The following is a 24953-nucleotide window of genomic DNA, read 5'->3' as shown; positions in this document are numbered from 1 at the left end:
TAACCGCTGTTAAGCCCTAAATATCCTCTGTTAAAAGAGAACAAAAAAGAGTGACAAGCGGAATAACTGAACGTTTTTTGTCGTTATTTTAACGTCGTAATGTTAAACGAAACTTGAATATTAACAATTTAAAGAATAGGAAGAATAGTATGAAACAGACAACAAAAAACATCCTTGGAGTTGCGGCTATCGTGCTCCTGAGCTCTGGAGTGGCTGGATTGACCACTTATAAGATGCTGAATAAGGAAAAGCCTGCCGCATTCAGCGAGTTGTTCCAACAGAACCCCAATAATCTGCTACCGGCGGCTTTCCATGCAACGGATGCCCAGCCTGTGGATTTGACACAAGCAGCGGAGAGTTCGCTCCATGCTGTAGTGCATATACGTGCCACTCAGTTGAGTAAGACCCAGACGGTGCAAGAACAGCCGGATATTTTTGACTTCTTCTTTGGAGACGGTCGTGGACGCCAGCGCCAGATACAGACCCAGCCGCGTGTAGGTTTCGGTTCGGGTGTCATCATCTCCAAAGACGGATATATTGTGACGAACAATCACGTGGTGGAAGGTGCTGATGAAATCACTGTGAAACTGAATGACGACCGTGAGCTGAAAGGACGCATCATCGGTACTGACCCCAGCACGGACTTGGCATTGATTAAGATTGAAGGGGATGACTTCCCGACAATTCCGGTTGGTGACTCCGACCAGTTGAAGGTGGGAGAATGGGTATTGGCGGTAGGTAATCCGTTCAACCTGAACTCTACCGTAACAGCTGGTATCGTCAGTGCAAAAGCCCGTTCCATTGGCTCTTCTGCCTCCAACGGACAAGCTGCAAACATCCAGTCTTTCATTCAGACGGATGCTGCCATCAACCAAGGTAATAGTGGTGGTGCGTTGGTGAATGCCAAAGGCGAGCTGGTTGGTATCAATGCCATGCTTTACTCACCCACGGGTGCTTATTCCGGCTATGGTTTTGCCATCCCTACCAGCATTATGACAAAGGTGGTAGCCGACTTGAAACAGTTTGGTACCGTGCAACGCGCGCTTCTTGGTATCAAGGGTAGTGATTTGAGCACAGACCTGCAGATGGACGAACGCTGGACCGAAGAACTGAAGAAGAAGGCCGACGAACTTGGCGTGAAAGAGGGTATCTATGTGGCCGAAGTTGTTGAAGGTGGTTCCGCTGCCGGCGTCTTGAAGGAAAACGATGTAATCATAGCATTGAACGGCAAGAAGATTCACAAGTTCTCGGATTTGCAGGAAATGCTGGCAAAACACCGTCCGGGCGACAAAGTGAAGGTAACGGTGGTTCGTGACAAGAAGGAAAAGGAATTCGAAATCACGCTGAAGAATGAGCAAGGCACTACGAAGGTAGTGAAGGATGCCGGAATGGAAATCTTGGGTGCAGCCTTCAAGCCCGTATCTTCCGAGCTGAAGAAGCAGTTGAACCTGGGGTACGGTCTGGAAGTTACCGGGGTTACCAATGGTAAGATGGCCGATGCAGGTATTCGCAAGGGCTTCATCATTCTGAAAGCCAACGGAGTGCCGATGAAGACGGTGGACGATTTGGAAAAGGCGATGAAAGAGGCAAGAAAGTCTCCTGAGCAAGGTTTGTTCATCACCGGTATGTTCCCGTCAGGAAAACGTGCAATGTATGCCGTTGATTTGACTCAAGAATAAAAAATAAGGATAGTTAGGTAAGAAGATTGTAATATTAGCTAACAATAGCGAAAAGGGGGTGTCGGTACAATACATACCGGCATCCTTTTTGTTATATAGGATAAGATATAAATAAGGTGAAAAAGTTAGGATGAGATTATTGTAACAAAATAATTTGTCGTACCTTTGCAACCCAAATCTGTATTAGTAAGAATGAGACAACTTAAAATTACAAAAAGTATCACTAACAGAGAGAGCGCTTCTCTTGACAAGTATTTGCAGGAAATCGGTCGCGAAGACCTCATTACTGTTGAAGAGGAAGTGGAGCTCGCTCAGCGCATCCGCAAGGGTGACCGTGTTGCACTGGAGAAATTGACACGTGCCAATCTGCGTTTCGTTGTATCTGTGGCCAAGCAGTACCAAAACCAAGGTTTGAGTTTGCCCGACTTGATTAACGAGGGTAATTTAGGACTGATCAAGGCTGCCGAAAAGTTCGATGAAACACGTGGTTTCAAGTTCATCAGTTATGCAGTATGGTGGATACGTCAGTCCATTCTGCAGGCTTTGGCAGAGCAGTCGCGTATTGTACGTCTTCCGTTGAACCAGGTGGGTTCGCTGAATAAAATCAGCAAGGCCTTTTCCAAGTTCGAGCAGGAAAACGAACGTCGTCCGTCTCCCGAAGAGCTTGCCGATGAACTGGAAATCCCTGTTGACAAAATCTCTGATACGCTGAAGGTGTCAGGCCGTCATATCTCGGTAGACGCACCTTTCGTAGAGGGAGAGGACAACAGCTTGCTCGATGTGTTGGTCAACGATGACTCCCCTATGGCTGACCGCTCTTTGGTGAACGAGTCTCTTGCGAGGGAAATTGATAGAGCTCTTTCTACGTTAACCGATAGGGAAAAAGAAATCATACAGATGTTTTTCGGTATCGGACAGCAGGAAATGACATTAGAGGAAATCGGCGACAAATTCGGCTTGACCCGTGAGCGTGTGCGTCAGATTAAGGAAAAAGCAATCAGAAGATTAAGACAAAGTAATCGTAGTAAATTGCTCAAATCTTATTTGGGATAAATAAGAAATATCAGTTTCCGACAAATAGAAGGAATTAAAAACCGTACGTCTTTAGTAGGCGTGCGGTTTTTTTTATATCTTTGCCCCATTGATAATTCATAACTTATAACTCATAACTCAATGAAATACGTTCGTATACTTTGTGCCGTAGCTTTGGTTTTTGCGTTGTGTTCGGCTTTTACAATGAAAGATAAGGAAAAGGTTGTATATGCTTTTGGGGTGGCGGCTTCTTTCAATGACTCCATCGTATATTATACAGACATCCAGGTATTGGACAGCGTAGAGCTGGATAAGAATGGATTCTTGCCCAAGCGTGATTTATACACTTACCAGCTCAAGAACTATCTGGAGTACAATCTGAAGAAGCCGGACTATACTTGTATGATTTATTTCTCTGAAAACAGGAAAAAGTTAGAAAAAGAGGCTGTAAAGGTAAAAGGTAAGTATAAGAAGAGTAAGAATATGGTTTTGCAGGTGGTGAAGCCTGAAGCTTTCACATTTGCAAAACCGCAGGAATAAGATTTCAAGTATGAAAACAAAACTATATCTTCTTTTTTTCTTCGTTTTCCCCTTGTTCATGTCGGCGTGTCGTGGTGATGACCCGATACCTGATCCTCCGGTTGATGGGAAACGTACTGTGCTGGTATATATGGCAGCGGATAATAGTATAAATCCATTGGCTAGCTTTACGGATGGGGATTTGGAGGAATTGAAAGCTGGGATGGCTTCAATTGATAATACATCTGATATGCATTTATTGGTGTATATAGATACGGGATTTCCTCGTTTGATTGAAATTGAAAATAAAGGTGGTACTGTTGTTGAAACAATAGTCAAAGAATACGAAGATAGAAATTCGTGCGGAGTCGCTGAGACGCAAGAGGTATTCAATGATGTGTTTGGGAATTCTTTATATAAAGCGGAAAGTTATGGTTTGATTTATTGGTCGCATGGGGAAGGATGGATACCTACTCCATTGCCTTCTACTCGCTGGATAGGAAATGATAAGACTGGAGGAGGGCATTATATGAATATTGAGGACTTGAAGTTAGTATTACAGAACGCTCCTCATTTTGATTTTATTATGTTTGATGCTTGCTTTATGCAGTCGGTGGAAGTCGCGTATGAGTTGCGTGATTGTTGCGATTACTATATTGGTTTCCCTGCTGAGAATCCAGGTCCTGGTGCTGCCTATGATAGAATGTTTCCATTTATATTTCAGAAAGGTGCAGCGGTAGAAATGGCTATTGGGACTTTTGCTGCTTATGATGAAATTTATACTGGAAAAATAGGAAGTAATAGCAATTGGACAATGGGCACTGCTATAGATGTGCTGAAATCTTCTGAGCTTGAGAACTTAGCTGCTGCTACAGCAAATGCTTTGTCGGGAGTGACAGCAGATAGAGAAGTTCTTCGGTCATCGGTCTTTGATTATGATCAGCGTAAAGTAGGATCGTCTTATTATGTAGGCTATTATGATTTCGTAGAAATGATGGAAAAACTTGTTGTGGATGAAGTTGTCTTGGATGAATGGAAGCAAGCATATGATGCAGCTTCTGTCTGTTGGAAAAAAACGCCAATGATTTATTCGATGTCTGTTGGTATGTTCTCCATGAAGCGGGCAAATGGGGTTAGCCATTATATACCTTCCACTGCCACTTCTGCTGCTGCTCAAGCTGCTAATGCCGCTTATCGTTCTACTTCATGGTATAGTGCTGTCGGTCTTGCTCGGCTTGGTTGGTAAGCTTATAAAAACTTGCATACTGAACGGATTATTATAGGTGTAAAAACTTGTAATAATCCGTTTTTTTATGCCTATTCTTATTAAAAATGAGTCTTTTAATAATATTTTCCTTTGGAAATTATGTTTTATTGAAAATAACTCTTTTCTTTGCATCATCAAACTTAAAAAACGAAGAATTATGAAATATGTAATCATTGGCGGTGTAGCAGGTGGAGCCACGGCAGCCGCCCGACTGAGAAGAGTGGACGAAATGGCTGAAATCCTTTTATTGGAGAAAGGCCCTTACATCTCGTATGCTAATTGTGGTTTACCTTATTATATAGGTGGAGTGATAGCAGAGCGCGAGAAGCTGTTGGTACAGACACCCGAATCTTTCGGCAAGCGCTTCCGCATTGATGTGCGTGTGCAGAATGAAGTAATCGCCATCCATCCCAAAAACAAGACCGTTACCATACGCAATGCGGAAGGCAAGGAGTACGATGAAAGCTATGACAAACTTTTGCTTTCTCCCGGTGCTAACCCCGTGAAGCCCCCCTTGGAAGGCATTAATTCCGAAGGCATCTTCACGTTGCGCAATGTAGAAGATACCGACCATATCAAGGCTTATATCTCGGACAAGCAGGTGAAACGCGCCGTGGTGGTAGGTGCCGGTTTCATCGGATTGGAAATGGCGGAGAACCTGCATCATGCCGGTGTTCATGTGTCTGTAGTCGAAATGGGTAATCAGGTGATGGCGCCTATCGACTTCTCTATGGCGGCACCTATTCATCAGCATCTGTTGCAGAAAGGTGTCTCCCTCTATCTGGAAGAAGGCGTAACCCACTTCAAGCGTACGGACAACGGAATCACCGTATTCCTGAAAAGCGGAAAGGCCATTCCTGCCGATATGGTGTTACTCTCCATCGGTGTGCGTCCTGCCACTGCATTGGCGCAACAAGCCGGCTTGAAACTGGGCGAGATGGGCGGTATCTGGGTAGACGAACACTTGGAGACTTCCGAAAAAGACATCTATGCTGTGGGCGATGCCATCGAATATCCTCATCCGCTGACCGGAAAGCCCTGGCTCAATTATCTGGCAAATCCTGCCAACCGCCAGGGACGTATCGTTGCTGATAATATGGTGTTTGGCAATACTGTTTCCTACGAAGGAGCTATCGGCACCTCCATTGCCAAAGTATTCGACATGACGGTAGCCTCTACGGGCCTTGCAGCCAAACGCTTGAAGCAGTGGGGCATGGAATATCAAAGCTCGGTGACTCACTCGGCATCTCATGCCGGTTACTATCCGGATGCCCTACCTTTGACCTTGAAACTGACTTTCCATCCCAAAACCGGTAAACTCTATGGTGCGCAATGTATCGGTTACGAGGGAGTGGACAAGCGAATCGACCAGATTGCCGGACTCATCAAGCGGGGTGGCACAGTCTACGACTTGATGGAGACGGAGCACACGTATGCACCTCCTTTCTCCTCGGCCAAAGACCCCATCGCTATTGGTGGCTATGCAGCATCGAACATTATCAGCGGTGCTATGCCCGTCATCTCTTGGCGCGAGCTGGTAGAAGAGAAGGATAAAGTGATGCTGATAGATACCCGTACGCCCGAGGAGTTCTCTTTCGGCACCATTCCGGGAGCTGTCAATATCCCGTTGGACGAAATGCGCGAGCATCTGGCAGAGATACCTACGGACAAGCCGGTAGTGCTTTTCTGTGCTGTGGGTCTGCGCGGTTATCTGTCCCTGCGCATCTTGATGGGACGCGGTTATCGCAATGTGCGCAATCTGATAGGTGGTTATAAGACCTACTCCACGGCAACAGCACCTCTACCGTCTCCATCTGTTCCGGCAGGCGGCGACTCTTCTTCCGCTTCTTCGGCCAGCCCTGCTGACGACGACGTTCCCGCAGCGGCATCTGTCTCCAGAAAGGAACCGCTGAAGATAAACGCTTGCGGCTTGCAATGTCCGGGCCCCATCATGCAGGTGAAGAAGGCGATGGATAGCATTGCTGAGGGTGAGCGTGTGGAGATTGTGGCTACCGATGCCGGTTTTGCCCGCGACGCTTCTGCCTGGTGCGATACAACGGGAAATAAATTGATAGAGAAGCATGACGAGAAAGGACGCTATACGGTAGTCATTGAAAAAGGTGCTCCGGCTTGTACATCCGTTTCCAATGTTCCCGTAACTGGGGGTAGGGGAAAGACGCTGATTTTGTTCAGTGACGACCTGGACAAAGCGCTGGCAACCTTCGTATTGGCAAACGGAGCAGCGGCAACGGGACAGAAAGTAACCATTTTCTTCACCTTCTGGGGACTGAACGTCTTGAAGAAAGTGCAGAAACCCAGTGTGCAGAAAGACTTCTTCGGCAAGATGTTCGGCATGATGCTGCCGTCCAGCTCTTTGAAACTGAAGTTGTCGCAGATGAATATGTTTGGCATGGGCAGCCGCATGATGCGCTTCTTGATGAAGCGCAAGGGAGTGGATTCTCTGGAGTCGTTGCGCTCGCAGGCATTGGCGCAGGGAGTGGAATTCATCGCTTGCCAGATGTCTATGGATATGATGGGCATTCGGCACGAAGAACTTCTGGATGAAGTAACCATCGGCGGCGTGGCTACCTATATGGAACGTGCGGACAAGGCAAATGTGAATTTATTTATATAGGAGGACGAGATATGGAGACTTTATGTAAAATCCGTGATGTTTATCGGGCTATTGCCGAGTTCGAGGTACAGTTTACGCAGATGTACGATTTGTCGCTGAATGAAGGAATGCTGTTGTGCACGCTGCTCAATACTCCTAAGCTTACCTCCAGTGAGATAGCCGAGGCACTGGGTTTGTCTGCCTCCAACACTTCAAAGGTCATTCGCTCTGTCGAGGGAAAGAAGCTCATTACCCGTCTGATAGGTAAGGAAGATAAGCGTCAGATGCGTTTTTCTCTTACGACAGAAGGCAAGAACCGGATTTCGGATATTAAGAATGCTACTTTCGAATTGTCGGGGTTGTTGCAGCAGGTCGTTAGCCTCGTATAGTTTTGTGTAAAAGCGAATTAATATCGTGTTTGCAGGAAGTTAATATCCTGCGGACACGATATTTGTTTTTTGTAGGACACGTTATTAACTTCTTGCACGACATGTTGTTAGTATCGTGTATTGCATGCTATAAATTGTTTGTATCTGTTCGTGTGTATTTCTATCTTTTATTACTGAGAAATTTACTAAGAATCTTTAATAATGTCTCTTTCGACAATTTCTTAACTCTTAATCAATTCTTTTCTCTGTTTTAAAAATGAACTTGATTGGAAAAGCCATTCTTTATGAATCGCCTATATACTCAGTCGTATTTCCGTAAAGGAACACAAGCTTGATACCAAAGAAATAAATTGAAACTTTCTATGTCAATTGCCTAATATTATTTTACTTTGCTGTCAAATAGTAAGCAATACAGCGATTGATATGCAGAAATTATTGTCTTTGCCGCCTAATCTGGTGTCGGCATTCTATGAACTGGAAAATGTAGACCGTACGGAATGGTTTTGTACTTCCGACCCGGTGGGAATGAAACTTGGCTCGGGTGGGGGAACTACCTGGCTCTTGAGAGAATGGCAGAAGGAACGGGATAGGAAGTATTGGGCGGAGGAGCGTATTCCAACAGAAAAGTGCATTCCAACAGAGAAAAGCATTCCAATAGAGAAGCGTATTCTGCTGCATGCCGGAGGACAAAGCCGTCGTTTACCGGGATATGCACCGTCGGGCAAGATATTGACCCCGATTCCGGTGTTTCGCTGGGCGCGTGGACAAAAACTGGGACAGAATTTATTATCCCTTCAACTCCCACTTTACGAAAAGATAATGGAGCGGGCTCCCGAAAGACTGCGTACGCTGATTGCCAGTGGTGACGTATATATCCGTGCGGAAAAGCCGCTTCAAGAGATTCCCGATGCAGATGTGGTGTGCTATGGACTGTGGGTAGACCCGTTGCTCGCCACACATCATGGTGTGTTTATCTCGGACCGGAATCAACCGGAATCCTTGGATTTCATGCTTCAGAAACCCTCTCTGGAAGAATTGGAAAACCTCTCCAAGACACATCTCTTTTTAATGGATATCGGCATCTGGCTATTGAGCGACCGGGCCGTTGACTTGCTGATGAAACGTTCGCAGAAGGCAGATGGGGCTTTGGACGTGGATACGCCATATTCCGACTTGAAATACTATGACTTGTATGCTGACTTTGGCTTGTCCTTAGGAAATCATCCCCGTATTGAGGATGAAGAGCTGAATAGCCTCTCCGTCGCCATATTGCCTTTGCCCGGAGGCGAATTCTACCATTATGGAACAAGCCGCGAACTGTTGTCTTCAACCGTCACCTTACAGAATAAGGTCTACGACCAGCGCCAGATTATGCACCGGAAGTTGAAGCCCAATCCGGCCATCTTTGTGCAGAATGCAGAAGTGCATCTCCCCCTTACTCCGAAGAACGACAGTCTTTGGATTGAAAACAGCTTTGTTGGAGCTTCTTGGCGGCTGGGGGCACGGCAGATTATCACGGGTGTTCCCAAGAATGACTGGAGGCTGACCATTCCAGACGGTATCTGCATTGATATAGTTCCGCTTGCCGACCAGCGCTGGGCAGTACGCCCCTATGGTTTTGACGATACTTTTAAGGGGGATATTCGGGATGAAAAGACACTGTTCCTTGGGATGTCGTTTTCGGAATGGCTGGTCGAACGGGAATTGTCGGTGGAAGACATCACCGGCAGAAAAGAGGACCTGCAGGCTGCTGCCATCTTCCCGGTTGTGGAAGATAAAGAGCAGATGGGGACAGTGCTTCGATGGATGGTTTCCGAACCGGGCTTGACGGAAGGAAAGGCTGTCTGGCTGGAAAGTCGTCGGTTGTCCGCCGACGAAATTTCAGCACAAGCCGACTTGCGTCTGCTGTATGCACAGCGGGAGAGCTTCTGCAAAGGAAACTGGGAAGTGCTGGCACGCAACCATGCAAAGAGTGTATTCTATCAACTCGACTTGATGGATGTGGCCGGTAAATTCCATAAATTCGGCATTGACAAGCCGGAAGTGTTGCCGACAGATGCCTCGCTGATGCAGCGTATCCATAACCGGATGCTGCGTGCACAGATTGAGAAGCTGGACGGAAGGGACTTCAAGGCAGACGAGCAGGCCGCATTCAGCTTGTTGCGCGAAGGATTGCTGACCGATTTGTATGAACGCAAGAGCAGTCCTCGCCTGAATGTGTATAGTGACCAGATTGTATGGGGGCGTAGCCCCGTACGCATAGATATGGCGGGAGGATGGACGGACACTCCGCCTTACTCCTTGTTTGCCGGTGGGAGTGTGGTGAATATTGCCATTGAACTGAACGGGCAGCCGCCTTTACAAGTGTACATCAAACCTTGCGCGGAGCATCGCATCGTGTTGCGCTCCATTGATATGGGAGCCATGGAGGTGGTGAATACTTTTGAGGAATTGCAATCCTATTGCATGATAGGTTCCCCCTTTTCCATTCCCAAAGCAGCATTGGCGCTGGCCGGGTTTGTTCCGGCTTTTTCAGAAACGGCTTATCCTTCGCTGGAAAAACAACTGGAAGCCTTCGGCACAGGTATAGAGATTACATTGCTTTCTGCCATACCTGCAGGTTCCGGTCTGGGCACAAGCTCCATTTTGGCTTCTACTGTCTTGGGTTCATTGAGTGACTTTTGCGGACTGATGTGGGATAAGAACGAAATATGCCGCCGTACGCTTGCCCTGGAACAGTTGCTGACGACCGGTGGCGGTTGGCAAGACCAATACGGTGGGGTATTGCAAGGCATCAAACTGTTGCAGACGGAGGCTGGATTTGCCCAGCAGCCATTGGTACGCTGGTTGCCCGAGCATTTGTTTACCCATCCGGAATACCGCGATTGCCATCTGCTGTATTATACGGGCATTACGCGTACAGCCAAGGGCATCCTTGCAGAAATAGTACGCTCCATGTTCCTCAACTCTTCCCTGCACCTGGGGTTATTAGAAGAGATGAAAGCACATGCCTTGGATATGGCCGAAGCCATTCAACGGAATGACTTCAAGAGTTTCGGAACACTGGTAGGCAAGACATGGATGCAGAAGAAGGCACTGGACAGTGGAACAAATCCTCCTGCCGTAGAGGACATCATCTGTCAGATAAAAGACTATACCTTAGGATATAAACTGCCGGGAGCCGGTGGGGGAGGCTATCTGTATATGGTGGCTAAGGATCCGCAGGCAGCCCTGCGCATCCGTGAGACCTTGACGCTGAATGTACCGAATCCGAGAGCCAGGTTCGTAGAAATGTCACTCTCGGATAAGGGATTCCAGGTGTCGCGGAGCTGAAATTCATTATTCATGATGATACGGCCCCCCATTTAGTATGTTCATTGCCCTGTAGAGTTGTTCCACAAAAATGAGGCGTACCATCTGATGGGAAAAGGTCATGCGTGAGAGGGACATCTTCTCGTGTGCCGCTTCGTATACTTTTTGAGAGAATCCGTAAGGGCCTCCGATAATAAATACCAGCCGTTTGTTTACGGTATTCATCTTGCGCTTCATATAGTCTGCAAACTCTATGGAGCGCATCTCTTTTCCACCTTCGTCCAGCAGTACGACCACATCTCCCGGCTGGAGAGCTTTCAGTATCAGTTCCCCTTCTTTTTCCTTCTGAACTTCCATAGAGAGGCTTTTGGTGTTTTTCAGTTCGGGGATGACTTCCATCTCGAATGAGAGATAGCGCTTGGTGCGTTGCACATAGTCGTTGATGGCTGTTATAAAGTGTTGTTCTACAGTCCGTCCTACGACGAGCAGAGTAGTTTTCATACTGGTTCTGTTTTGATTAGCGCACAAATTTAGCATTTTTTTATTGTATTTTGAGACAAATGCTTACCTTTGCCTATCATAAATACTTGTGAAAATGAAAAAACGGGTAGTCTTTTTGTTGACCGGTCTCTTCATTTGGACGTCTGTGCTGCTGGCCCAGAACGTTCCCGAGGGAGTGATTGGGGCCTTCAAGGAAGGAAGCTCTCAGGAACTCAACAAGTATCTGGGTGACAAGGTCGATTTAATCATTCAGAATAAGTCGACCCACGCCGACAAGCGGACGGCAGAGGGCACAATGGCTGCTTTCTTCTCCAACCACAAGGTTGGCAGTTTTAATGTGAACCATCAGGGGAAACGTGATGAGTCTGGTTTCGTCATTGGTACCTTGACGACCGCAAATGGAAACTTTCGGGTGAATTGTTTCTTCAGAAAAGTACAGAACAAATATGTTATACATCAAATAAGGATAGATAAAACAGATGAATAAGGAAGAAGAATTGATTGACAGGCTGATAGACCTGGCTTTCGCCGAAGATATAGGCGATGGAGACCATACAACCCTTTCATGCATTCCTGCTACGGCAATGGGCAAGTCCAAACTGCTGATAAAAGAACCGGGCATACTGGCCGGTATCGAGATAGCCAAGGAGGTGTTCCGTCGTTTCGACCCTACCATGAAGGTGGAAGTGTTTATTAATGACGGTACAGCCGTAAAGCCGGGTGATGTGGCCATGATTGTGGAAGGCAAGATACAGTCTTTGTTGCAAACGGAGCGTCTGATGCTGAACATCATGCAGCGCATGAGTGGCATTGCCACCATGACACATAAGTATGCCGAGCAATTGAAAGGTACGAATACCCGTGTACTCGATACCCGCAAGACTACTCCGGGCATGCGTATCCTCGAGAAAATGGCGGTGAAAATCGGTGGCGGTGTAAACCACCGTATCGGCTTGTTCGACATGATTTTGCTGAAAGACAACCATGTGGACTTTGCGGGAGGCATTGACAAGGCCATCAACCGTGCGAAGGAATATTGCAAGGAAAAAGGTAAGGACCTCAAGATAGAAATAGAAGTGCGCAACTTCGACGAATTGCAGCAAGTACTCGACCTGGGTGGCGTAGACCGTATCATGTTTGACAACTTCACCCCGGCAATGACAAAGAAAGCTGTGGAGATGGTAGGTGGCCGCTATGAAACGGAATCTTCCGGTGGCATCACGTTTGATACGCTCCGCGACTATGCCGAATGCGGTGTAGACTTTATTTCCGTAGGAGCTTTGACTCACTCTGTGAAAGGATTGGACATGAGCTTTAAAGCATGTTGATAAAGGCGGAAAGCATTATTGCAGAATAATAAGGAAAGCCTCTCATAAAGAATGCTGCATTACGGCAGATTTATGAGAGGCTTTCTATTGGTAACTAGCAAAGTAGTGGCTCTTGGAAAAACAGAAGGTGTATTGGGGTGAAACAGATGGTCTGTTTGGGACGGATAGATGATGCGTTTGGCTATAACGGATGATGTGTTTCATAGTAATGGATAATAGTGTAGGAAGATATGAAAAACATAACATGGAATAAAGTAAAAACAACTGTCAAAGATTGGCAAGTGGGAGACTACATCCGGCAGACTTCCATTGTGGTGATTGGCGTACTGATTACTTTTGTCGGTAGTGAGTTGGTTACTCAAAACTCCGAGAAAAAGGATATTCAAGCCACCATGTCGCTGATTAGGGATGAACTGAAAAGTAACCGGGAAAATTATAAGAGTATCGTTTCAGAGTTTAGAGAGGATGAACGTCTTTCCAGCTTATTGGTGGAGCATGACTTAAAGCATCGGACGATACCGGAAGATTCATTGATACAGTTCCGCTTTCTTATGGGGCATATCCGCAGTTTTTATTATAGTCAGAATGCATTGGATATACTTAAAAACTCCATGTTGATGCAGAAGATTTCAGATAAAGAGCTACTGTTGCAGTTGACCGGAATCTATGAGGTATTGGATGGATTTAAGGCAACTATGAATGGCTATTACGATATGAAGGACGAAATTATGGTTCCTTTCCATTTGGCATTGACTGACGAACAGACGGACCAGATAAATCGTGGAGGATATGAGGCGTGGGATATTTACTTGTCGGACAGGTCGGTACGGAACTTTGTCAGGGTAGCGCAGAACTATTTCACGCCGGACTATGTAGAACGTGTGGGAAAACGTATAGACGAGGCAATACAAGCGCTTGAAAAGAAGTATCATTTAGAATAAAAAGATATGGGAAAGATAAACTTTAATAGGCTGAACCATACGGTAAAAAGTTGGCACATAGGTGATTATTTCCGTCAGTTCAGTATTGTGGCTGCGGGTATCATTGTCACTTTCTGGGGAAGTGACCGGATTACCGAGAATGCCCGTCAAAAGGAAGTGCGTGCTACGATGCAGTTGGTAACGGAAGAGTTGGAATATAATAGGCAGGAGCTCCGTAATATAAAGCACTTGTTGGATATTGACATACACATGAGTCTGTTGTTGAGGGAACATGATATGGATGTATCCAAGATACCGACAGATACTCTGTGGAAGTATGGCAAGCTTTTCAATAATATGGATGAATTCTCTTATAGGACAGATGCGCTGGACGTGCTGAAAGGTTCTTCATTGATGCAGTATATACCGGACAAACGTATGTTGCAGGATGTATTGCAGACTTATTTTGAGTTGGGCAGGAAACAAAAGGATGTCAGTGATTACTATGCAACGAAAACAGATGCTCTTATGAGTGCTGCCATGTCCAGGGAGTTGGCGAATGTTTTTGACGGTGGCGACAGTCTTCGGGACCAGGCCTTGTTTCTTGTGCAGTATAAGAAATTTATCAATTACGTCAACATGGTTCCCGGTTTTCTGTATTGGCATGAATTTGATGAATTGGATGAGATGCTGGACAAGCAAATACAGGCTTTGAGAGCCAAATATAAATAATCTCCGTTCTTTAACTTCTTTTTAGAATTAATTCAGCAGCATTTTCCGCAATGCTGCGTCTAACTAACAAACGACGCGAAGAGGCGTCCGTAAAACGAGCACTGACATTGGAAAATGAGATAGAACTGATTGAGGGCTGCCGGGCAGGAAAGGATTCCGCCCGAAAGGAATTATACACCCTCTACTCCAAGCAGATGCTGGCGGTATGTTACCGCTATACGGGCGATGTCGATGCGGCCCATGACGTATTGCACGATGGCTTCATCAAAATTTTCACCCACTTCACCTTCCGTGGCGAATGTGCATTGGGTACCTGGGTGACAAGGGTAATGGTGACGCAGGCGATAGACTACCTGCGGAAACAGCAACGTTTCAGCCAACTGGTGGTGAATGAGGAACAATTGCCCGACATTCCGGATGAAGCGGGCATTGCCGAAACCGGAGGCCGTATTTCCGAAGAAATGCTGATGGCGTTCGTGGCGGAACTTCCCGATGGATGCCGTACTGTATTCAACTTATACGTCTTTGAGGAGAAATCGCACAAGGAAATAGCCGAAATCCTCCACATCAAAGAGCATTCGTCTACCTCGCAGTTGCATCGTGCCAAGTGTTTGTTAATAAAAAGAATTAAAGAATATACTGAATATGAGAGAAAATGATGAAATAACCGGTTTATTCCGCAGTCGTCTTGCCGGCGCAGAGATGACAGTGCGGGAGGACTTCTGGGAAGGGTTGCAACGTGACTTGCCGTCACCGGTTGCCGCAAAAGGCAGGAGGCAGCTTTTTCTTTCTCCGAGGTTTCACCGCGTAGCCGCAGCCGCCTCTGTTGTATTTGTACTGGGAGCTGCTTCTGCCGCTTTCTGGTATTTCTCTCCGAAAGAGGAAATCAAGGAGGCCTTTACACAAGTGGCGGCCATGACGCCGGAAGGTAACTTGAACGGGGATGTGGTGCAGGAAAGTTTTCCCTCTATCCATCAGGCCAACCCCATGGCACAAAAGCCCGGTACACAGCATCCCGCCAACGGCATTCCGGCAGGATTGACGGCGCAGGCCGATGAGGATGAATCCATGTCTGTCCATGTTTCCATCCGGATTACCCAACGGGTGTACGGAAACCAGCAGCAGCCGGGAAACGGTTATTACAGTAACGGAACTCCGGCCGGAAACGGGAACTACCATTCAAATCCTGGCCATAAGGATGCTGATATAGATAGAATGCTGCCATCTTCTGAGGAAGAACCGGCAAAGTCTGTGGCTGTATCGCCATCTAAGCCCCGTAATTGGGCATTGAAAGCAGGCATCGGCACTTCCCTGCCGAAAGGGAATTTCCATATGCCGTTCACGGCCGGGGTAAGCGTGGAACGTTGTTTGAACAAGCATTTCTCCTTGGAAGCCGGTCTTCAGTATAATTGCTTGGATGGTGACCATACGTTGCATACGCTGGGAATTCCGGTAAGGCTGAACATGATGCTGGCCAGTACGCCGAAAGTGGATTTCTATGCTATGGTAGGTGGAGTAGCCGAGAAATGCATTGCAGGTGCTCCGGACAATGGTTTCGGTGCAGAGCCGGTACAGTTGTCGGTTGCTGCCGGAGTAGGGGTACGCTATAAAATGAACAACCGTTTTGCCTTGTTTGCAGAGCCGTCTGTATCCCATCATTTCGATACGGACTCGCAGACAAGAACCTTGCGTACGGAACGGCCCACCAATCTGAATCTGTTGTGCGGCGTGCGCATGACTTATTAATCTTAAATACCATACAAATATGAAGACTCTATACAATAAATTACATATATTCGGGCAGACTATGCTGCTCGTATTCTTTACTCTTTCTGTTCTCTCTTTGGGCTCTTGCAGCAAAGAAACGTTGGACTACAACCATCCGGATGTAGACTTGTTTGTCAAGCAGTTGAAGGCTGGCAAATATTCTACCCAAAGTCCGGATGGATTGAGTAACATGCCCAAGTTCACTTCCGAAGATATAGAGGAATTGCTGAAGTATGCCGAGGACTTGACGGTCATTCCCTCTTTCCCCCTGGCTCCGGTATCCTATTCGGCAGGTGGCAAGCTGCGTTTGGGCGAATGCATCCTGTGGACGGTAGAGACTATCCGCCTCGGGAACAATGCTTCGATGGGATGCAAGATGGTACATACGGATGCGGAGAATTATGAAGGTATCTATTTCCTTTCGGACGAAGAGGTGCTGGATGCCGCTTCGCGCTACCGCCGCTGGTGGGAAACCCGTAAGTATCCACGGACTATGTGGACGATTGATCCCTGCTATGACGAACCGCTTTGTGGCAGCGGATATATGTGGTGGTGAAATGTTTTTAGGGATTAAGTAATCAAAACTGTCAGGTGAAGATATCTATACTTGTTTGGGGGCTGCTCTGTGCAGTAGCCTTCCCTTGCTATGCCCAAAACTGGACCCCTCAGGACTCGTTGAGGCTGAACCGGTTGCTGAAGGGCGAGGGGGAGGTAAAACTGAATCCGGAGGTATTGCAGGAATTGGAAATGAACAATTCTCTGGGTACTCCGAAAGCGGTGATGGACAAGTCGTGGATGGATTTTGATAATTCATTGCCCGTCATGCCGAAAGCGCCCGAGAAAAAAGTGGTGCTTACCTTACGTCCTTATACAGCCAATACCAAATATAATTGGGACCCCATTTATCAGAAAAAAATCAAGGTAGACAAGGATACTTGGCGAGGAGATGAATTCTATGCACTTAAGATTCTGATGATTCCTACGAACTGGGCTAAACATCCGTTTGATGCCGGTCCGCGTGAGACGGTGGAGCAGATTGAAGCAACCGGTTTGCGTTACCGGGTGACGGAGCGGGCCAATAATATGGCTGTGGGCGGTTGGCAGGGTGCCAGTGGCGGTGGAATTTCCGGTTTAGACCTGATGACACCTTTTACCCGTGAGTTTTGGAATTTCAAAGGCCGCAAGCGCCGTGCCCGTACGCTGGAAGTATTGAAGGCGTATGGAGATTCGATAACTGTTTTGGAACAACAGTAATTTATCACTTTTTGTCAAATTTTGAACTTTCTTTCTCCTCTTCTTGTTTTCATTAGTAAACCTTTAAAAAAAGTAATAATGAACAGAGTGACTTCTCTATTTGGAATAAGATATCCGATAATTCAAGGTGGTATGGTGTGGTGTAGCGGCTGGAGACTTGCTGCTGCTGTAAGCAATGCGGGAGGGCTGGGCTTGCTCGGCGCAGGTTCGATGCATCCCGAAACGTTGCGGGAGCATATCAGGAAATGCCGTGAGGCTACGCATCATGCTTTTGGTGTGAATATTCCCTTGATGTATCCCCAGATAGAAGAGATAATGCAGATTGTGGCCGACGAGGGAGTGAAGATTGTATTTACATCTGCCGGCAGCCCGAAGAAATGGACTGGTTGGTTGCACGAACGTGGCATCACGGTGGTGCATGTTGTTTCGTCCTCGCGTTTTGCCGTGAAGGCAGAAGAGGCGGGTGTTGATGCAATAGTTGCCGAAGGCTTCGAAGCCGGTGGGCACAATGGGAGGGAGGAGACTACCACCCTGTGCCTGATACCAGCTGTACGTGCAGTTACTACACTTCCGCTGATTGCCGCCGGTGGCATTGCAACGGGTGAGGCCATGCTGGCTGCCCGGGTGCTGGGTGCGGAAGGTGTGCAGATTGGTACACGCTTTGCCTTGACGGCAGAGAGTTCTGCAAACGAGGTATTTAAGGATTACTGCTTGCATTTGGAAGAAGGGGATACCCGTCTGCTTTTGAAGAAATTGGCTCCGGTGCGTCTGGTGCGCAATAACTTTCGCAGCGCCGTAGAGGCTGCTGAGGCTGTGGGAGCTTCAGAGGAAGAACTTCGTATCCTTTTAGGGCGTGGCCGTGCCAAACGTGGTATTTTTGAAGGTGACTTGGAAGAAGGGGAACTGGAAATAGGGCAGGTATCTGCCTTGCTGCATGGAAAGGGAGTGCAGTCTGTGGCGTCGGTCATGCAAGAGTTGGTGGAGGAGAGCAGAAGGGCGTGGGAGAGAATGCAGGAATTGGATTTCTGAATATTCCCTCTTCTGGTATCATATAACAATAAAAAAGGAATATTCCCGGTGATTTCGGGGATATTCCTTTTTTAGTTTCAACTTATAACCTTTTATCCTTTGGGGATATTGGTTGTGTCTTTTGCCGTATTTCCACTTGTGGCGGAATTACTTGTGCCATTGCTGCTGGCAGTGGCGCTACCGGTAGCCATATTTGTTGCACTTTTACCGGCTGTCTGCACAGCAGGTTGCTCTTCCCAATGGAACGGTTCAAAGCTACTGTTCGGGTCAACCCAGGACGGTTTCTTGGAAGCATAAATAATGAATGGGGCAATGACTACAATCAGCGCACCGATGATGAGCACGGAGAACCATACAGTGTTGCTGCCTGTTGAAATCTGGCTGGGTGGGATAAAGCTCAATACGAATGCCAGCAATGACCCGCAGAAACCAAGACCACCGATGAGCCACATCAATCCGTTGCCATTCTTGCCGATACGGAACGGACGGTTCAGCTTCTTCATCTTATAACGCAGCACGATGGCTCCGGAGAACATCAGCATATACATGATAAGATAGAGGACTACGGTCAACTGTGACAGAATCTGGTAGAAACTCTGTACGGAAGGCATGACTACGAACAGAAGGCTCAGTACGGTTACTGCACCGCCTTGTACATAAAGGATGTTCTTCTGTACACCCAGTTTGTTTGTCTTCTGGAAGAACGGAGGCATGTAGCCTGCTTTTCCTACGGCAAAGATACCTTTGGACGGACCGGCAACCCATGTCAATACACCTGCCAGCACCCCGAATGCCAGAGCAATGGCGATGATGGGTGACAGCCAGGAGGCGCGGATGTAATGGAAATAGTTATCGAAGCCTACAAGCAGACTCTGTGTCAGACTGATGTCTTTGGCCGGGATGATGATGCCCAGTGAGAAAGTACCGAGCACGAAGATGATAACCGTAATGGCCGCACCGATGAACACTGCCTTCGGATAATTCTTGGAGGGATTGTTCACGTCTTTTACGTGGATACCGCCCATTTCCATACCGGCATAGAAGAGGAAGATACTGGCAGCAAGCACCACGTTGTCGAAGTTCGTCAAGTCGGGGAAGAAGCTGCTGTGGAAATCCAGGTTGGAGTGTCCGCCGGTGGCAAGGTAGATAATACCCAGGATAATCAGCAGTGCGGCAGGGATAATAGTCCCGACCAGGCCGCCGACCTTTGCCACTTTACCTACCCAGCTCATGCCCTTCATGGAGATGAACGTAGCCAGCCAGTAGATGATGAGGACAACAACGAGCGAGTAATACTTGTTATTGGCCAGTGACATGTCGTGTACGTCGTTCATGCCGATGAAAGCAATGGATACGGCACCGAATGTCAATACGGTAGGATACCAGATTGTACTTTCAATCCATTGTACCCAGATGGCAAGGAAGCCCAGTTTTTTTCCGTAGGCTTCGCCCACCCAGCGGAACACACCGCCTTGCTTGTCTTGAAACATGGCAGCCAGTTCCGCGGCGACAAGTGACGTCGGAATCAGAAAAACAATGGCTGCAAATAAGTAGTAGAAGGCCGAACTCATTCCGTACACGGCCTCGGCAGGAAGTCCACGTAGGGATACTACTGCCGTCACATTCATGATTGCCAGGGTAAATACACCCAGCTTCACTGTTTGTTTAATATTTGCCATAAGTTAAGGTTTTAGATGAAAAATATATTCAAAATCAGCGTCTATAACAACACTTGGGGAGAGTTGTTCCCAACGGATAAGTGAAAGTTCCGGTTTTAACTATTCAGGAAGCGTCGGCTTTGGGCGCGGGCTTCTGTGCAACTTTCTTGTAGAACTCTTCTTTTTCCTTATTGCGCCGTTCGACCAGGCTCGTTACATACACTGTAAAGATAGGGAACATCATCATGCCCAGCGCAGCCAGCAGTACGGACAGTACCCGTCCGGTGGGAGTGACTGCTATGATATTGGAACCCACCGTCGTCACATCCATAAATGCCCACCATAAGGCGTCTCCATATCCTTTAACTAAAGGATTGGGACCATGCTCCATGACATAAAAGGCTAGACTGGAAAAATAGACAGTGGCCAGCAACATGGTAAGGTAGGAAACGAACAGTCCCGATGCGCGGTTGTACGTCAGCCAACCCACCACGATAGCCATGGCGTAACCACCCCGCACCAATGGGATGAAACGCAGCATATAGGTTATCTCGGGTGAGAAAGTCCATCCCATATAGGCAATGATGTTTTGATAGGGTATAGCTACCAGCAGGAAAATGAAATGCGTGGCCACGTAGTGACCCTTCTTCTCTGCCAGGAACCATTCCAATACAAAATCTGCCAGGAACAGGGCGCATATCCACAACTGTACTTTCATGTAGACCGACTGTTCGTAAAAGGGGATCCCCTTGAACGTGTCGACAGAGATGCTGATAACTAAAAATAGCGACAGTATCAATATAATGACATGCAGTATGCCATAGATACCTTTTTCCCGCAATACAAATTCTGATAGAGCCATTTTCATGATGAAGTCCATTATAAAGTCATAAGTTATGAGTTATAAGTCATTTGCTGATTACGGTGCCTACCAACAAATAACTCATAACCTATAACTCATAACTAAAAAGAGAAACTTATTCTGTAATCGTTACGTTATCACCGTTGAATACACCCAGGCCGAGCTTGTTCATGATGAACTTGATTGCCGATTGGGCCTTTACGGAGTTTCCCGCTTCGTCTAGGGGAGGAGCGAAGGCCGATACTCCCATGACACCGGGCAATACGGCCATTACACCACCGCCTACACCGCTTTTGGCCGGTATGCCGGCGGTGTACATCCAGTCGCCCGAATGCTCGTAGAAGCCTACGGTAGAAATCATCGACGTGATTTTCGGTGCCAGGCTGGCTTCGAACACCGTTTGTTTGGTGACGGGGTTCACGCCGTTATTGGCGATGGTTCCTGCGGCAATGCCCAGTTGCTGGGCCGTGATGCCGAGAGAACACTGGCGAGTATAGAGGTCGAGAGCCATGTCCGGATTATCGTAGATGCGGTTGTAGTTTTTCAGCAGCCAGGCAATGGAGCGGTTGTTGAAGTTGGTAGCCGTTTCCGATTTGTACAGTTCGTCGATGAGTTGTGGGGCAGAGCCGCACAGCTCAGTGACATTCTGTACAATGGCATCCCATTTTTTGTCGGAGTTTCCCACTGGCTGCACCATGGAACAGGCGGAAATGGCACCGGCATTTACCAATGGAGTGGAAGGGTGGTCGTTTTCCAGCAAGATGGCGATGATGGAGTTGAACGGTAGTCCCGTGGCATCGGCACCTATCATGTCCAGCACTTTCTGCGCACCGTATTGGCGCAGGATAAGGATGGCTGTGTGTACCTTCGAGACGGACTCTATACCGAAACGATAGTCTGTGTCACCTATATTGATGGTCTGCCCGTTCATCAGGCAGATGCTGAGTCCGAATAGTTTGGAGTCTATGTTGGCAAGGTAGGGAATATAATCCGCATTCTTGCCTCCTGTGCTGCCCTTCACCTCATTGTAGGCTTCTTGGGCAACCTCCTTTATTTGTGAAATTGATATTTTCTTTTCCATAAACACGTTGTGATGTACGATTAGACGATGTACGATTTACGATTGAAATTACTCCTTTAAACGTAGTCCGTATCAAGAGAAACTCTAATCGTACATCGTAAATCGTTTAATCGTAAATTAATTTATTTTTTATGAGTACGGCATCCGTGGTTGAATATTTTGGTTTCCACCGGCAGGTTCTTTTCCTGTGCCATACGGGTAGGAGTCGGGTAATCCAGTTTCTCCAGCTCCGTGATGGCATTCTTGATGTCACCCAGCAGCATGTCTGCCATGTCGCGGCTGAATCCTTGGCGAACAACGACGCGCATTACGACGTAGTCTTCCAGCTTTGAAGGCAGTGTATAGGCGGGTACCATCCAACCGTGTTGTGACAGCTTGTCCTGCAGGTCATACAGAGTCCATTTGGCAGCTCTTGCATATTCCGGTTTCAAATACCAGATAAACAGCGGGTTCACAACCTCGTCGGAATAGTTTACGAACGGAGCCATCTTGCCGATTTCGTCATGGATATACTTGGCGATGGTCAGAGAGTTGTACTGTACTTCCTTGTAACCCTGGAATCCCAAACGGATGAACTGGTAATATTGACCCAGAATCTGTGCGGCAGGACGGGAGAAGTTCAGGCCTACCTGAGTAATGTTGGCACCGAGGTAGTTTACGCTGAATGACATTTCTTCGGGCAGATATTCCTTGCCTTTCCAGCAAACCCAGCCCAGACCCGGATAAACCAGACCGAATTTGTGTCCGCTGACGCTGATGGAGAGTACCCACTTCAGACGGAAGTCCCATTTCTTTTCGGGATAGAGGAACGGGAGGATGAAACCGCCGCTGGCGGCATCTACGTGGATAGGAATGTCGTAGCCGGTCTTCGCATTGTAGGCATCGAGGGCTTTGTCGAGGGCTTCGACGTCATCGTTCAGTCCTGTCCATGTAACGCCTTGGATAGGCACGATACAGATGGTGTTCTCATCACACATCTTCAAGGCTTCTTCGGGGTCGAGCGTGGTCTTGTCCAGTGTCAAAGGCACTTCACGCATTTCAATCTGCCACAATTGGGCGAATTTTTCCCATACCACCTGGAAACCGGTTGAAATAACGAAGTTGGGTTTGTCGAACGGTTTGCCTTGTGCCTGACGTTTCTTGCGCCAGCGCAACCAGGCTGCCACACCACCCAGCATACATGCCTCCGAGGAACCGATGGCAAGTGCGCCGGTTTTCCAGGTTTCTTTTTCAGGAGAGTTCCAGAGGTTGGCCACGATGTTGATACATTTACCGTTCATTACGGCGATGCGCGGATATTCGGTCTCGTCAATGTAGTTGATGTTGATGGCTTCGTTCATCAGCTTGGTTGCATATTCGTCCATATAGGTAGTGACGAATGTAGCCAGATTCAAGCGAGGCTGCGTTTGGGCGAAGGTCTCGTCTTTCACCATCTGATAGGCGATTTCCGGGGTAGTAGGTCCGTCGGGAATCTTTTCTACGGGTGAGGGTTGTAACATACGGTTTGAACCGAATACTTCAGTTTTTGCATCTCCTTTTCTGAAATTCAAATCTTCCATATTAATAATTTTTTTAAAGGTTTAGGCGGCGGGGCTTTTCCCCGTCGAATTTCCCACAACAACGGGGTTTGCGGATGAAAGTTCCGGGGTTTTGCATTATTTGGCGTTTATTAAAGGGCAGCGTAGTAAAATCTTAAAAAACGAACATTCTGAAGGTAGGTTTGTTGTTCCCACATTATTCATTTAATTAATATACTACTATATGAAAATCAATACCGGAAGGGGTACAATCCCCCTTATCACGCTTGTCGGCATTTGGTCAGTCTCTGCATTGACTTCCTTGCCGGGATTGGCCGTATCACCTATTTTGGGACAACTTACTACCATTTTTCCACATGCCACAGAACTGGATATACAGATGCTTACCTCCCTGCCTTCGCTGCTGATAATTCCTTTTGTGCTGTTGGCGGGCAAGCTGGCCGAGAAACGTGACTTTGTGCGTCTGCTGAAAGCGGGGCTTTGGATGTTTGCCACCAGTGGGGTACTTTATCTTTTTTCGGATAAAATGTGGCAGTTGATGGTGGTCAGCGCTTTGCTTGGCATCGGTTCGGGGGTGATTATTCCGTTGTCCACCGGTCTGGTTTCACGCTATTTCACGGGGGAGTATAGGGTAAAGCAGTTTGGTTACAGTTCTGCCATCACCAATGTGACGCTGGTTGTGGCAACGGCGGTGACTGGGTATCTGGCAGAGGTAAACTGGCACTTGCCTTTCGTGGTATATCTGCTTCCGTTGGTTTCTCTGCTGCTTGTCGGGTATTTGAAGGGAGATACCGGTCAGCCGCAGAAAACAGAAGATACGGCTACCGTTGTTCCGGAGGAATCCAAGCGTGCGATTCCCGGTAAATACGGCATCCATGTCCGCCATCTGCTACAGTTGATGCTGTTTTATGGCGTCACTACGTATGTAGTGCTGGCGGTTACTTTTGACTTGCCTTTTTTGATGGAGGCCCATCACTTCTCCAGCGGAAATTCCGGATTGATGATCTCCTTATTCTTCCTTGCCATTATGGCTCCGGGTTTCTTCCTGGGGCATATCGTGAAGTGGATGGGGAAACACACAAAGTTTTACAGCCTTTTGTCCATTGCAGCGGGTTTGCTTTTGATATGGATTTCGCCTAAAGAATGGCTGATAATACCGGGATGTATGTTGGTTGGTTTGGGATATGGTGTCATTCAACCGCTGATTTATGACGAGACAGTAGATACGGCTATACCGGAAAAAACAACTTTGGCACTGGCCTTTGTAATGGTAATGAATTATCTGGCGATTCTATTGTCCCCGTTCATTACAGACTTCTTTCAGACCTTGTTCCACACTAATTCCAAGGAATTTCCGTTTATTTTCAACCTCTGCATCACACTGCTCGCTATGTGGTGGGAGTATGCGAGGAAGAAGGATTCTTTGTTTGGAGATTGAGGGTGTCAAAACGGTTGATGGCACACAGATGAG

At 47.3% G+C, this 24953-nt stretch carries 22 protein-coding genes; 17 read left to right on the top strand and 5 right to left on the bottom strand.

What is annotated here, in order from left to right; all coding sequences use genetic code 11:
• Positions 1-149 precede the first annotated feature (149 nt).
• The 7 genes from DWZ03_RS09725 (at position 150) to DWZ03_RS09695 (ending at position 10833) form a co-directional block, all read left to right on the top strand.
• Positions 150-1679 (top strand): Do family serine endopeptidase, encoded by a 1530-nt coding sequence (locus DWZ03_RS09725; RefSeq protein WP_035458138.1) that lies wholly within the window; start codon positions 150-152, stop codon positions 1677-1679.
• 192 nt (positions 1680-1871) lie between these two features.
• Positions 1872-2732, top strand: a complete 861-nt coding sequence (locus tag DWZ03_RS09720) for an RNA polymerase sigma factor RpoD/SigA (RefSeq protein ID WP_002561589.1) — start codon at positions 1872-1874, stop codon at positions 2730-2732.
• 120 nt (positions 2733-2852) lie between these two features.
• Positions 2853-3251 (top strand): hypothetical protein, encoded by a 399-nt coding sequence (locus DWZ03_RS09715; RefSeq protein WP_119957826.1) that lies wholly within the window; start codon positions 2853-2855, stop codon positions 3249-3251.
• Positions 3252-3261: 10 nt separating this feature from the next.
• Complete coding sequence (locus DWZ03_RS09710) at positions 3262-4476, top strand: clostripain-related cysteine peptidase (protein WP_120129804.1); 1215 nt, start codon at positions 3262-3264, stop codon at positions 4474-4476.
• Positions 4477-4654: 178 nt separating this feature from the next.
• A complete protein-coding gene (locus DWZ03_RS09705; RefSeq protein WP_120129801.1) occupies positions 4655-7132 on the top strand; it encodes an FAD-dependent oxidoreductase in 2478 nt (825 codons plus the stop codon).
• A gap of 11 nt (positions 7133-7143) precedes the next feature.
• Complete coding sequence (locus DWZ03_RS09700) at positions 7144-7500, top strand: MarR family transcriptional regulator (protein WP_005831273.1); 357 nt, start codon at positions 7144-7146, stop codon at positions 7498-7500.
• Between the two features lie 423 nt (positions 7501-7923).
• Positions 7924-10833, top strand: a complete 2910-nt coding sequence (locus DWZ03_RS09695; protein ID WP_229122489.1) for a bifunctional fucokinase/fucose-1-phosphate guanylyltransferase — start codon at positions 7924-7926, stop codon at positions 10831-10833.
• Between the two features lie 6 nt (positions 10834-10839).
• On the opposite strand, the gene rlmH is transcribed toward DWZ03_RS09695, so the two are convergent.
• Complete coding sequence (rlmH, locus tag DWZ03_RS09690; protein ID WP_117601274.1) at positions 10840-11313, bottom strand: 23S rRNA (pseudouridine(1915)-N(3))-methyltransferase RlmH; 474 nt, start codon at positions 11311-11313, stop codon at positions 10840-10842.
• A 94-nt stretch (positions 11314-11407) separates the two neighbouring features.
• On the opposite strand from rlmH, the gene DWZ03_RS09685 reads away from it, so the two are divergent.
• The 9 genes from DWZ03_RS09685 (at position 11408) to DWZ03_RS09645 (ending at position 18343) form a co-directional block, all read left to right on the top strand.
• A complete protein-coding gene (locus tag DWZ03_RS09685; protein ID WP_119962138.1) occupies positions 11408-11800 on the top strand; it encodes a DUF4783 domain-containing protein in 393 nt (130 codons plus the stop codon).
• A complete protein-coding gene (nadC, locus tag DWZ03_RS09680) occupies positions 11793-12641 on the top strand; it encodes a carboxylating nicotinate-nucleotide diphosphorylase (RefSeq protein ID WP_117866338.1) in 849 nt (282 codons plus the stop codon). The genes DWZ03_RS09685 and nadC overlap by 8 nt, the downstream gene beginning before the upstream one ends.
• A gap of 230 nt (positions 12642-12871) precedes the next feature.
• Positions 12872-13582, top strand: coding sequence for a hypothetical protein (locus DWZ03_RS09675; protein WP_117965814.1), 711 nt, complete (start codon positions 12872-12874; stop codon positions 13580-13582).
• A gap of 6 nt (positions 13583-13588) precedes the next feature.
• Positions 13589-14293 (top strand): hypothetical protein, encoded by a 705-nt coding sequence (locus DWZ03_RS09670; RefSeq protein WP_119962137.1) that lies wholly within the window; start codon positions 13589-13591, stop codon positions 14291-14293.
• 50 nt (positions 14294-14343) lie between these two features.
• A complete protein-coding gene (locus DWZ03_RS09665) occupies positions 14344-14952 on the top strand; it encodes an RNA polymerase sigma factor (RefSeq protein WP_117601269.1) in 609 nt (202 codons plus the stop codon).
• Positions 14939-16039, top strand: coding sequence for a porin family protein (locus DWZ03_RS09660; RefSeq protein WP_120129796.1), 1101 nt, complete (start codon positions 14939-14941; stop codon positions 16037-16039). Before DWZ03_RS09665 ends, DWZ03_RS09660 begins: the two co-directional genes overlap by 14 nt.
• A gap of 19 nt (positions 16040-16058) precedes the next feature.
• Entirely contained in the window at positions 16059-16616 is a 558-nt protein-coding gene (locus DWZ03_RS09655; RefSeq protein WP_009038260.1) for a DUF4943 family protein, read from the top strand.
• 35 nt (positions 16617-16651) lie between these two features.
• The gene (locus DWZ03_RS09650) at positions 16652-17314 is read left to right on the top strand and encodes a DUF4858 domain-containing protein (protein ID WP_016274375.1); all 663 of its coding nucleotides are present in this window, start codon (positions 16652-16654) and stop codon (positions 17312-17314) included.
• Between the two features lie 78 nt (positions 17315-17392).
• A complete protein-coding gene (locus DWZ03_RS09645) occupies positions 17393-18343 on the top strand; it encodes an NAD(P)H-dependent flavin oxidoreductase (protein WP_005831206.1) in 951 nt (316 codons plus the stop codon).
• A gap of 92 nt (positions 18344-18435) precedes the next feature.
• On the opposite strand, the gene gadC is transcribed toward DWZ03_RS09645, so the two are convergent.
• From gadC to DWZ03_RS09625, 4 genes are all read right to left on the bottom strand, one after another.
• Positions 18436-20022, bottom strand: coding sequence for a putative glutamine/gamma-aminobutyrate antiporter GadC (gene gadC / locus DWZ03_RS09640; RefSeq protein ID WP_005832260.1), 1587 nt, complete (start codon positions 20020-20022; stop codon positions 18436-18438).
• Between the two features lie 103 nt (positions 20023-20125).
• Positions 20126-20869 carry a potassium channel family protein gene (locus DWZ03_RS09635; RefSeq protein ID WP_005832258.1) on the bottom strand — a complete coding sequence of 248 codons (744 nt, stop codon included), beginning with the start codon at positions 20867-20869 and terminating at the stop codon, positions 20126-20128.
• A 109-nt stretch (positions 20870-20978) separates the two neighbouring features.
• Positions 20979-21944, bottom strand: a complete 966-nt coding sequence (gene glsA / locus DWZ03_RS09630) for a glutaminase A (RefSeq protein ID WP_009038262.1) — start codon at positions 21942-21944, stop codon at positions 20979-20981.
• Positions 21945-22066: 122 nt separating this feature from the next.
• Positions 22067-23503 (bottom strand): glutamate decarboxylase, encoded by a 1437-nt coding sequence (locus tag DWZ03_RS09625; protein ID WP_005831197.1) that lies wholly within the window; start codon positions 23501-23503, stop codon positions 22067-22069.
• A gap of 202 nt (positions 23504-23705) precedes the next feature.
• Between DWZ03_RS09625 and DWZ03_RS09620 the strand changes: the two genes are divergently transcribed.
• Positions 23706-24920, top strand: coding sequence for an MFS transporter (locus DWZ03_RS09620; protein ID WP_120129794.1), 1215 nt, complete (start codon positions 23706-23708; stop codon positions 24918-24920).
• Positions 24921-24953: the final 33 nt, after the last annotated feature.

Origin of the sequence: Bacteroides sp. AF29-11, from assembly GCF_003602895.1 — a bacterium.
Taxonomy (GTDB): domain Bacteria; phylum Bacteroidota; class Bacteroidia; order Bacteroidales; family Bacteroidaceae; genus Bacteroides; species Bacteroides uniformis.
Note: the sequence above shows the minus strand (reverse complement) of the source record. Positions and strands in the feature narration are given on the sequence as shown.

Coding starts and splice junctions, on each gene's coding strand:
- rlmH (WP_117601274.1), bottom strand. CDS start 11,313: ATGAAAACTACTCTGCTCGTCGTAGGACGGACTGTAGAACAACACTTT.
- gadC (WP_005832260.1), bottom strand. CDS start 20,022: ATGGCAAATATTAAACAAACAGTGAAGCTGGGTGTATTTACCCTGGCA.
- DWZ03_RS09725 (WP_035458138.1), top strand. CDS start 150: ATGAAACAGACAACAAAAAACATCCTTGGAGTTGCGGCTATCGTGCTC.
- DWZ03_RS09645 (WP_005831206.1), top strand. CDS start 17,393: ATGAACAGAGTGACTTCTCTATTTGGAATAAGATATCCGATAATTCAA.
- glsA (WP_009038262.1), bottom strand. CDS start 21,944: ATGGAAAAGAAAATATCAATTTCACAAATAAAGGAGGTTGCCCAAGAA.
- DWZ03_RS09700 (WP_005831273.1), top strand. CDS start 7,144: ATGGAGACTTTATGTAAAATCCGTGATGTTTATCGGGCTATTGCCGAG.
- DWZ03_RS09670 (WP_119962137.1), top strand. CDS start 13,589: ATGGGAAAGATAAACTTTAATAGGCTGAACCATACGGTAAAAAGTTGG.
- DWZ03_RS09620 (WP_120129794.1), top strand. CDS start 23,706: ATGAAAATCAATACCGGAAGGGGTACAATCCCCCTTATCACGCTTGTC.
- DWZ03_RS09635 (WP_005832258.1), bottom strand. CDS start 20,869: ATGAAAATGGCTCTATCAGAATTTGTATTGCGGGAAAAAGGTATCTAT.
- DWZ03_RS09655 (WP_009038260.1), top strand. CDS start 16,059: ATGAAGACTCTATACAATAAATTACATATATTCGGGCAGACTATGCTG.
- DWZ03_RS09665 (WP_117601269.1), top strand. CDS start 14,344: ATGCTGCGTCTAACTAACAAACGACGCGAAGAGGCGTCCGTAAAACGA.
- DWZ03_RS09675 (WP_117965814.1), top strand. CDS start 12,872: ATGAAAAACATAACATGGAATAAAGTAAAAACAACTGTCAAAGATTGG.
- DWZ03_RS09695 (WP_229122489.1), top strand. CDS start 7,924: ATGCAGAAATTATTGTCTTTGCCGCCTAATCTGGTGTCGGCATTCTAT.
- DWZ03_RS09720 (WP_002561589.1), top strand. CDS start 1,872: ATGAGACAACTTAAAATTACAAAAAGTATCACTAACAGAGAGAGCGCT.
- nadC (WP_117866338.1), top strand. CDS start 11,793: ATGAATAAGGAAGAAGAATTGATTGACAGGCTGATAGACCTGGCTTTC.
- DWZ03_RS09685 (WP_119962138.1), top strand. CDS start 11,408: ATGAAAAAACGGGTAGTCTTTTTGTTGACCGGTCTCTTCATTTGGACG.
- DWZ03_RS09710 (WP_120129804.1), top strand. CDS start 3,262: ATGAAAACAAAACTATATCTTCTTTTTTTCTTCGTTTTCCCCTTGTTC.
- DWZ03_RS09660 (WP_120129796.1), top strand. CDS start 14,939: ATGAGAGAAAATGATGAAATAACCGGTTTATTCCGCAGTCGTCTTGCC.
- DWZ03_RS09625 (WP_005831197.1), bottom strand. CDS start 23,503: ATGGAAGATTTGAATTTCAGAAAAGGAGATGCAAAAACTGAAGTATTC.
- DWZ03_RS09715 (WP_119957826.1), top strand. CDS start 2,853: ATGAAATACGTTCGTATACTTTGTGCCGTAGCTTTGGTTTTTGCGTTG.
- DWZ03_RS09705 (WP_120129801.1), top strand. CDS start 4,655: ATGAAATATGTAATCATTGGCGGTGTAGCAGGTGGAGCCACGGCAGCC.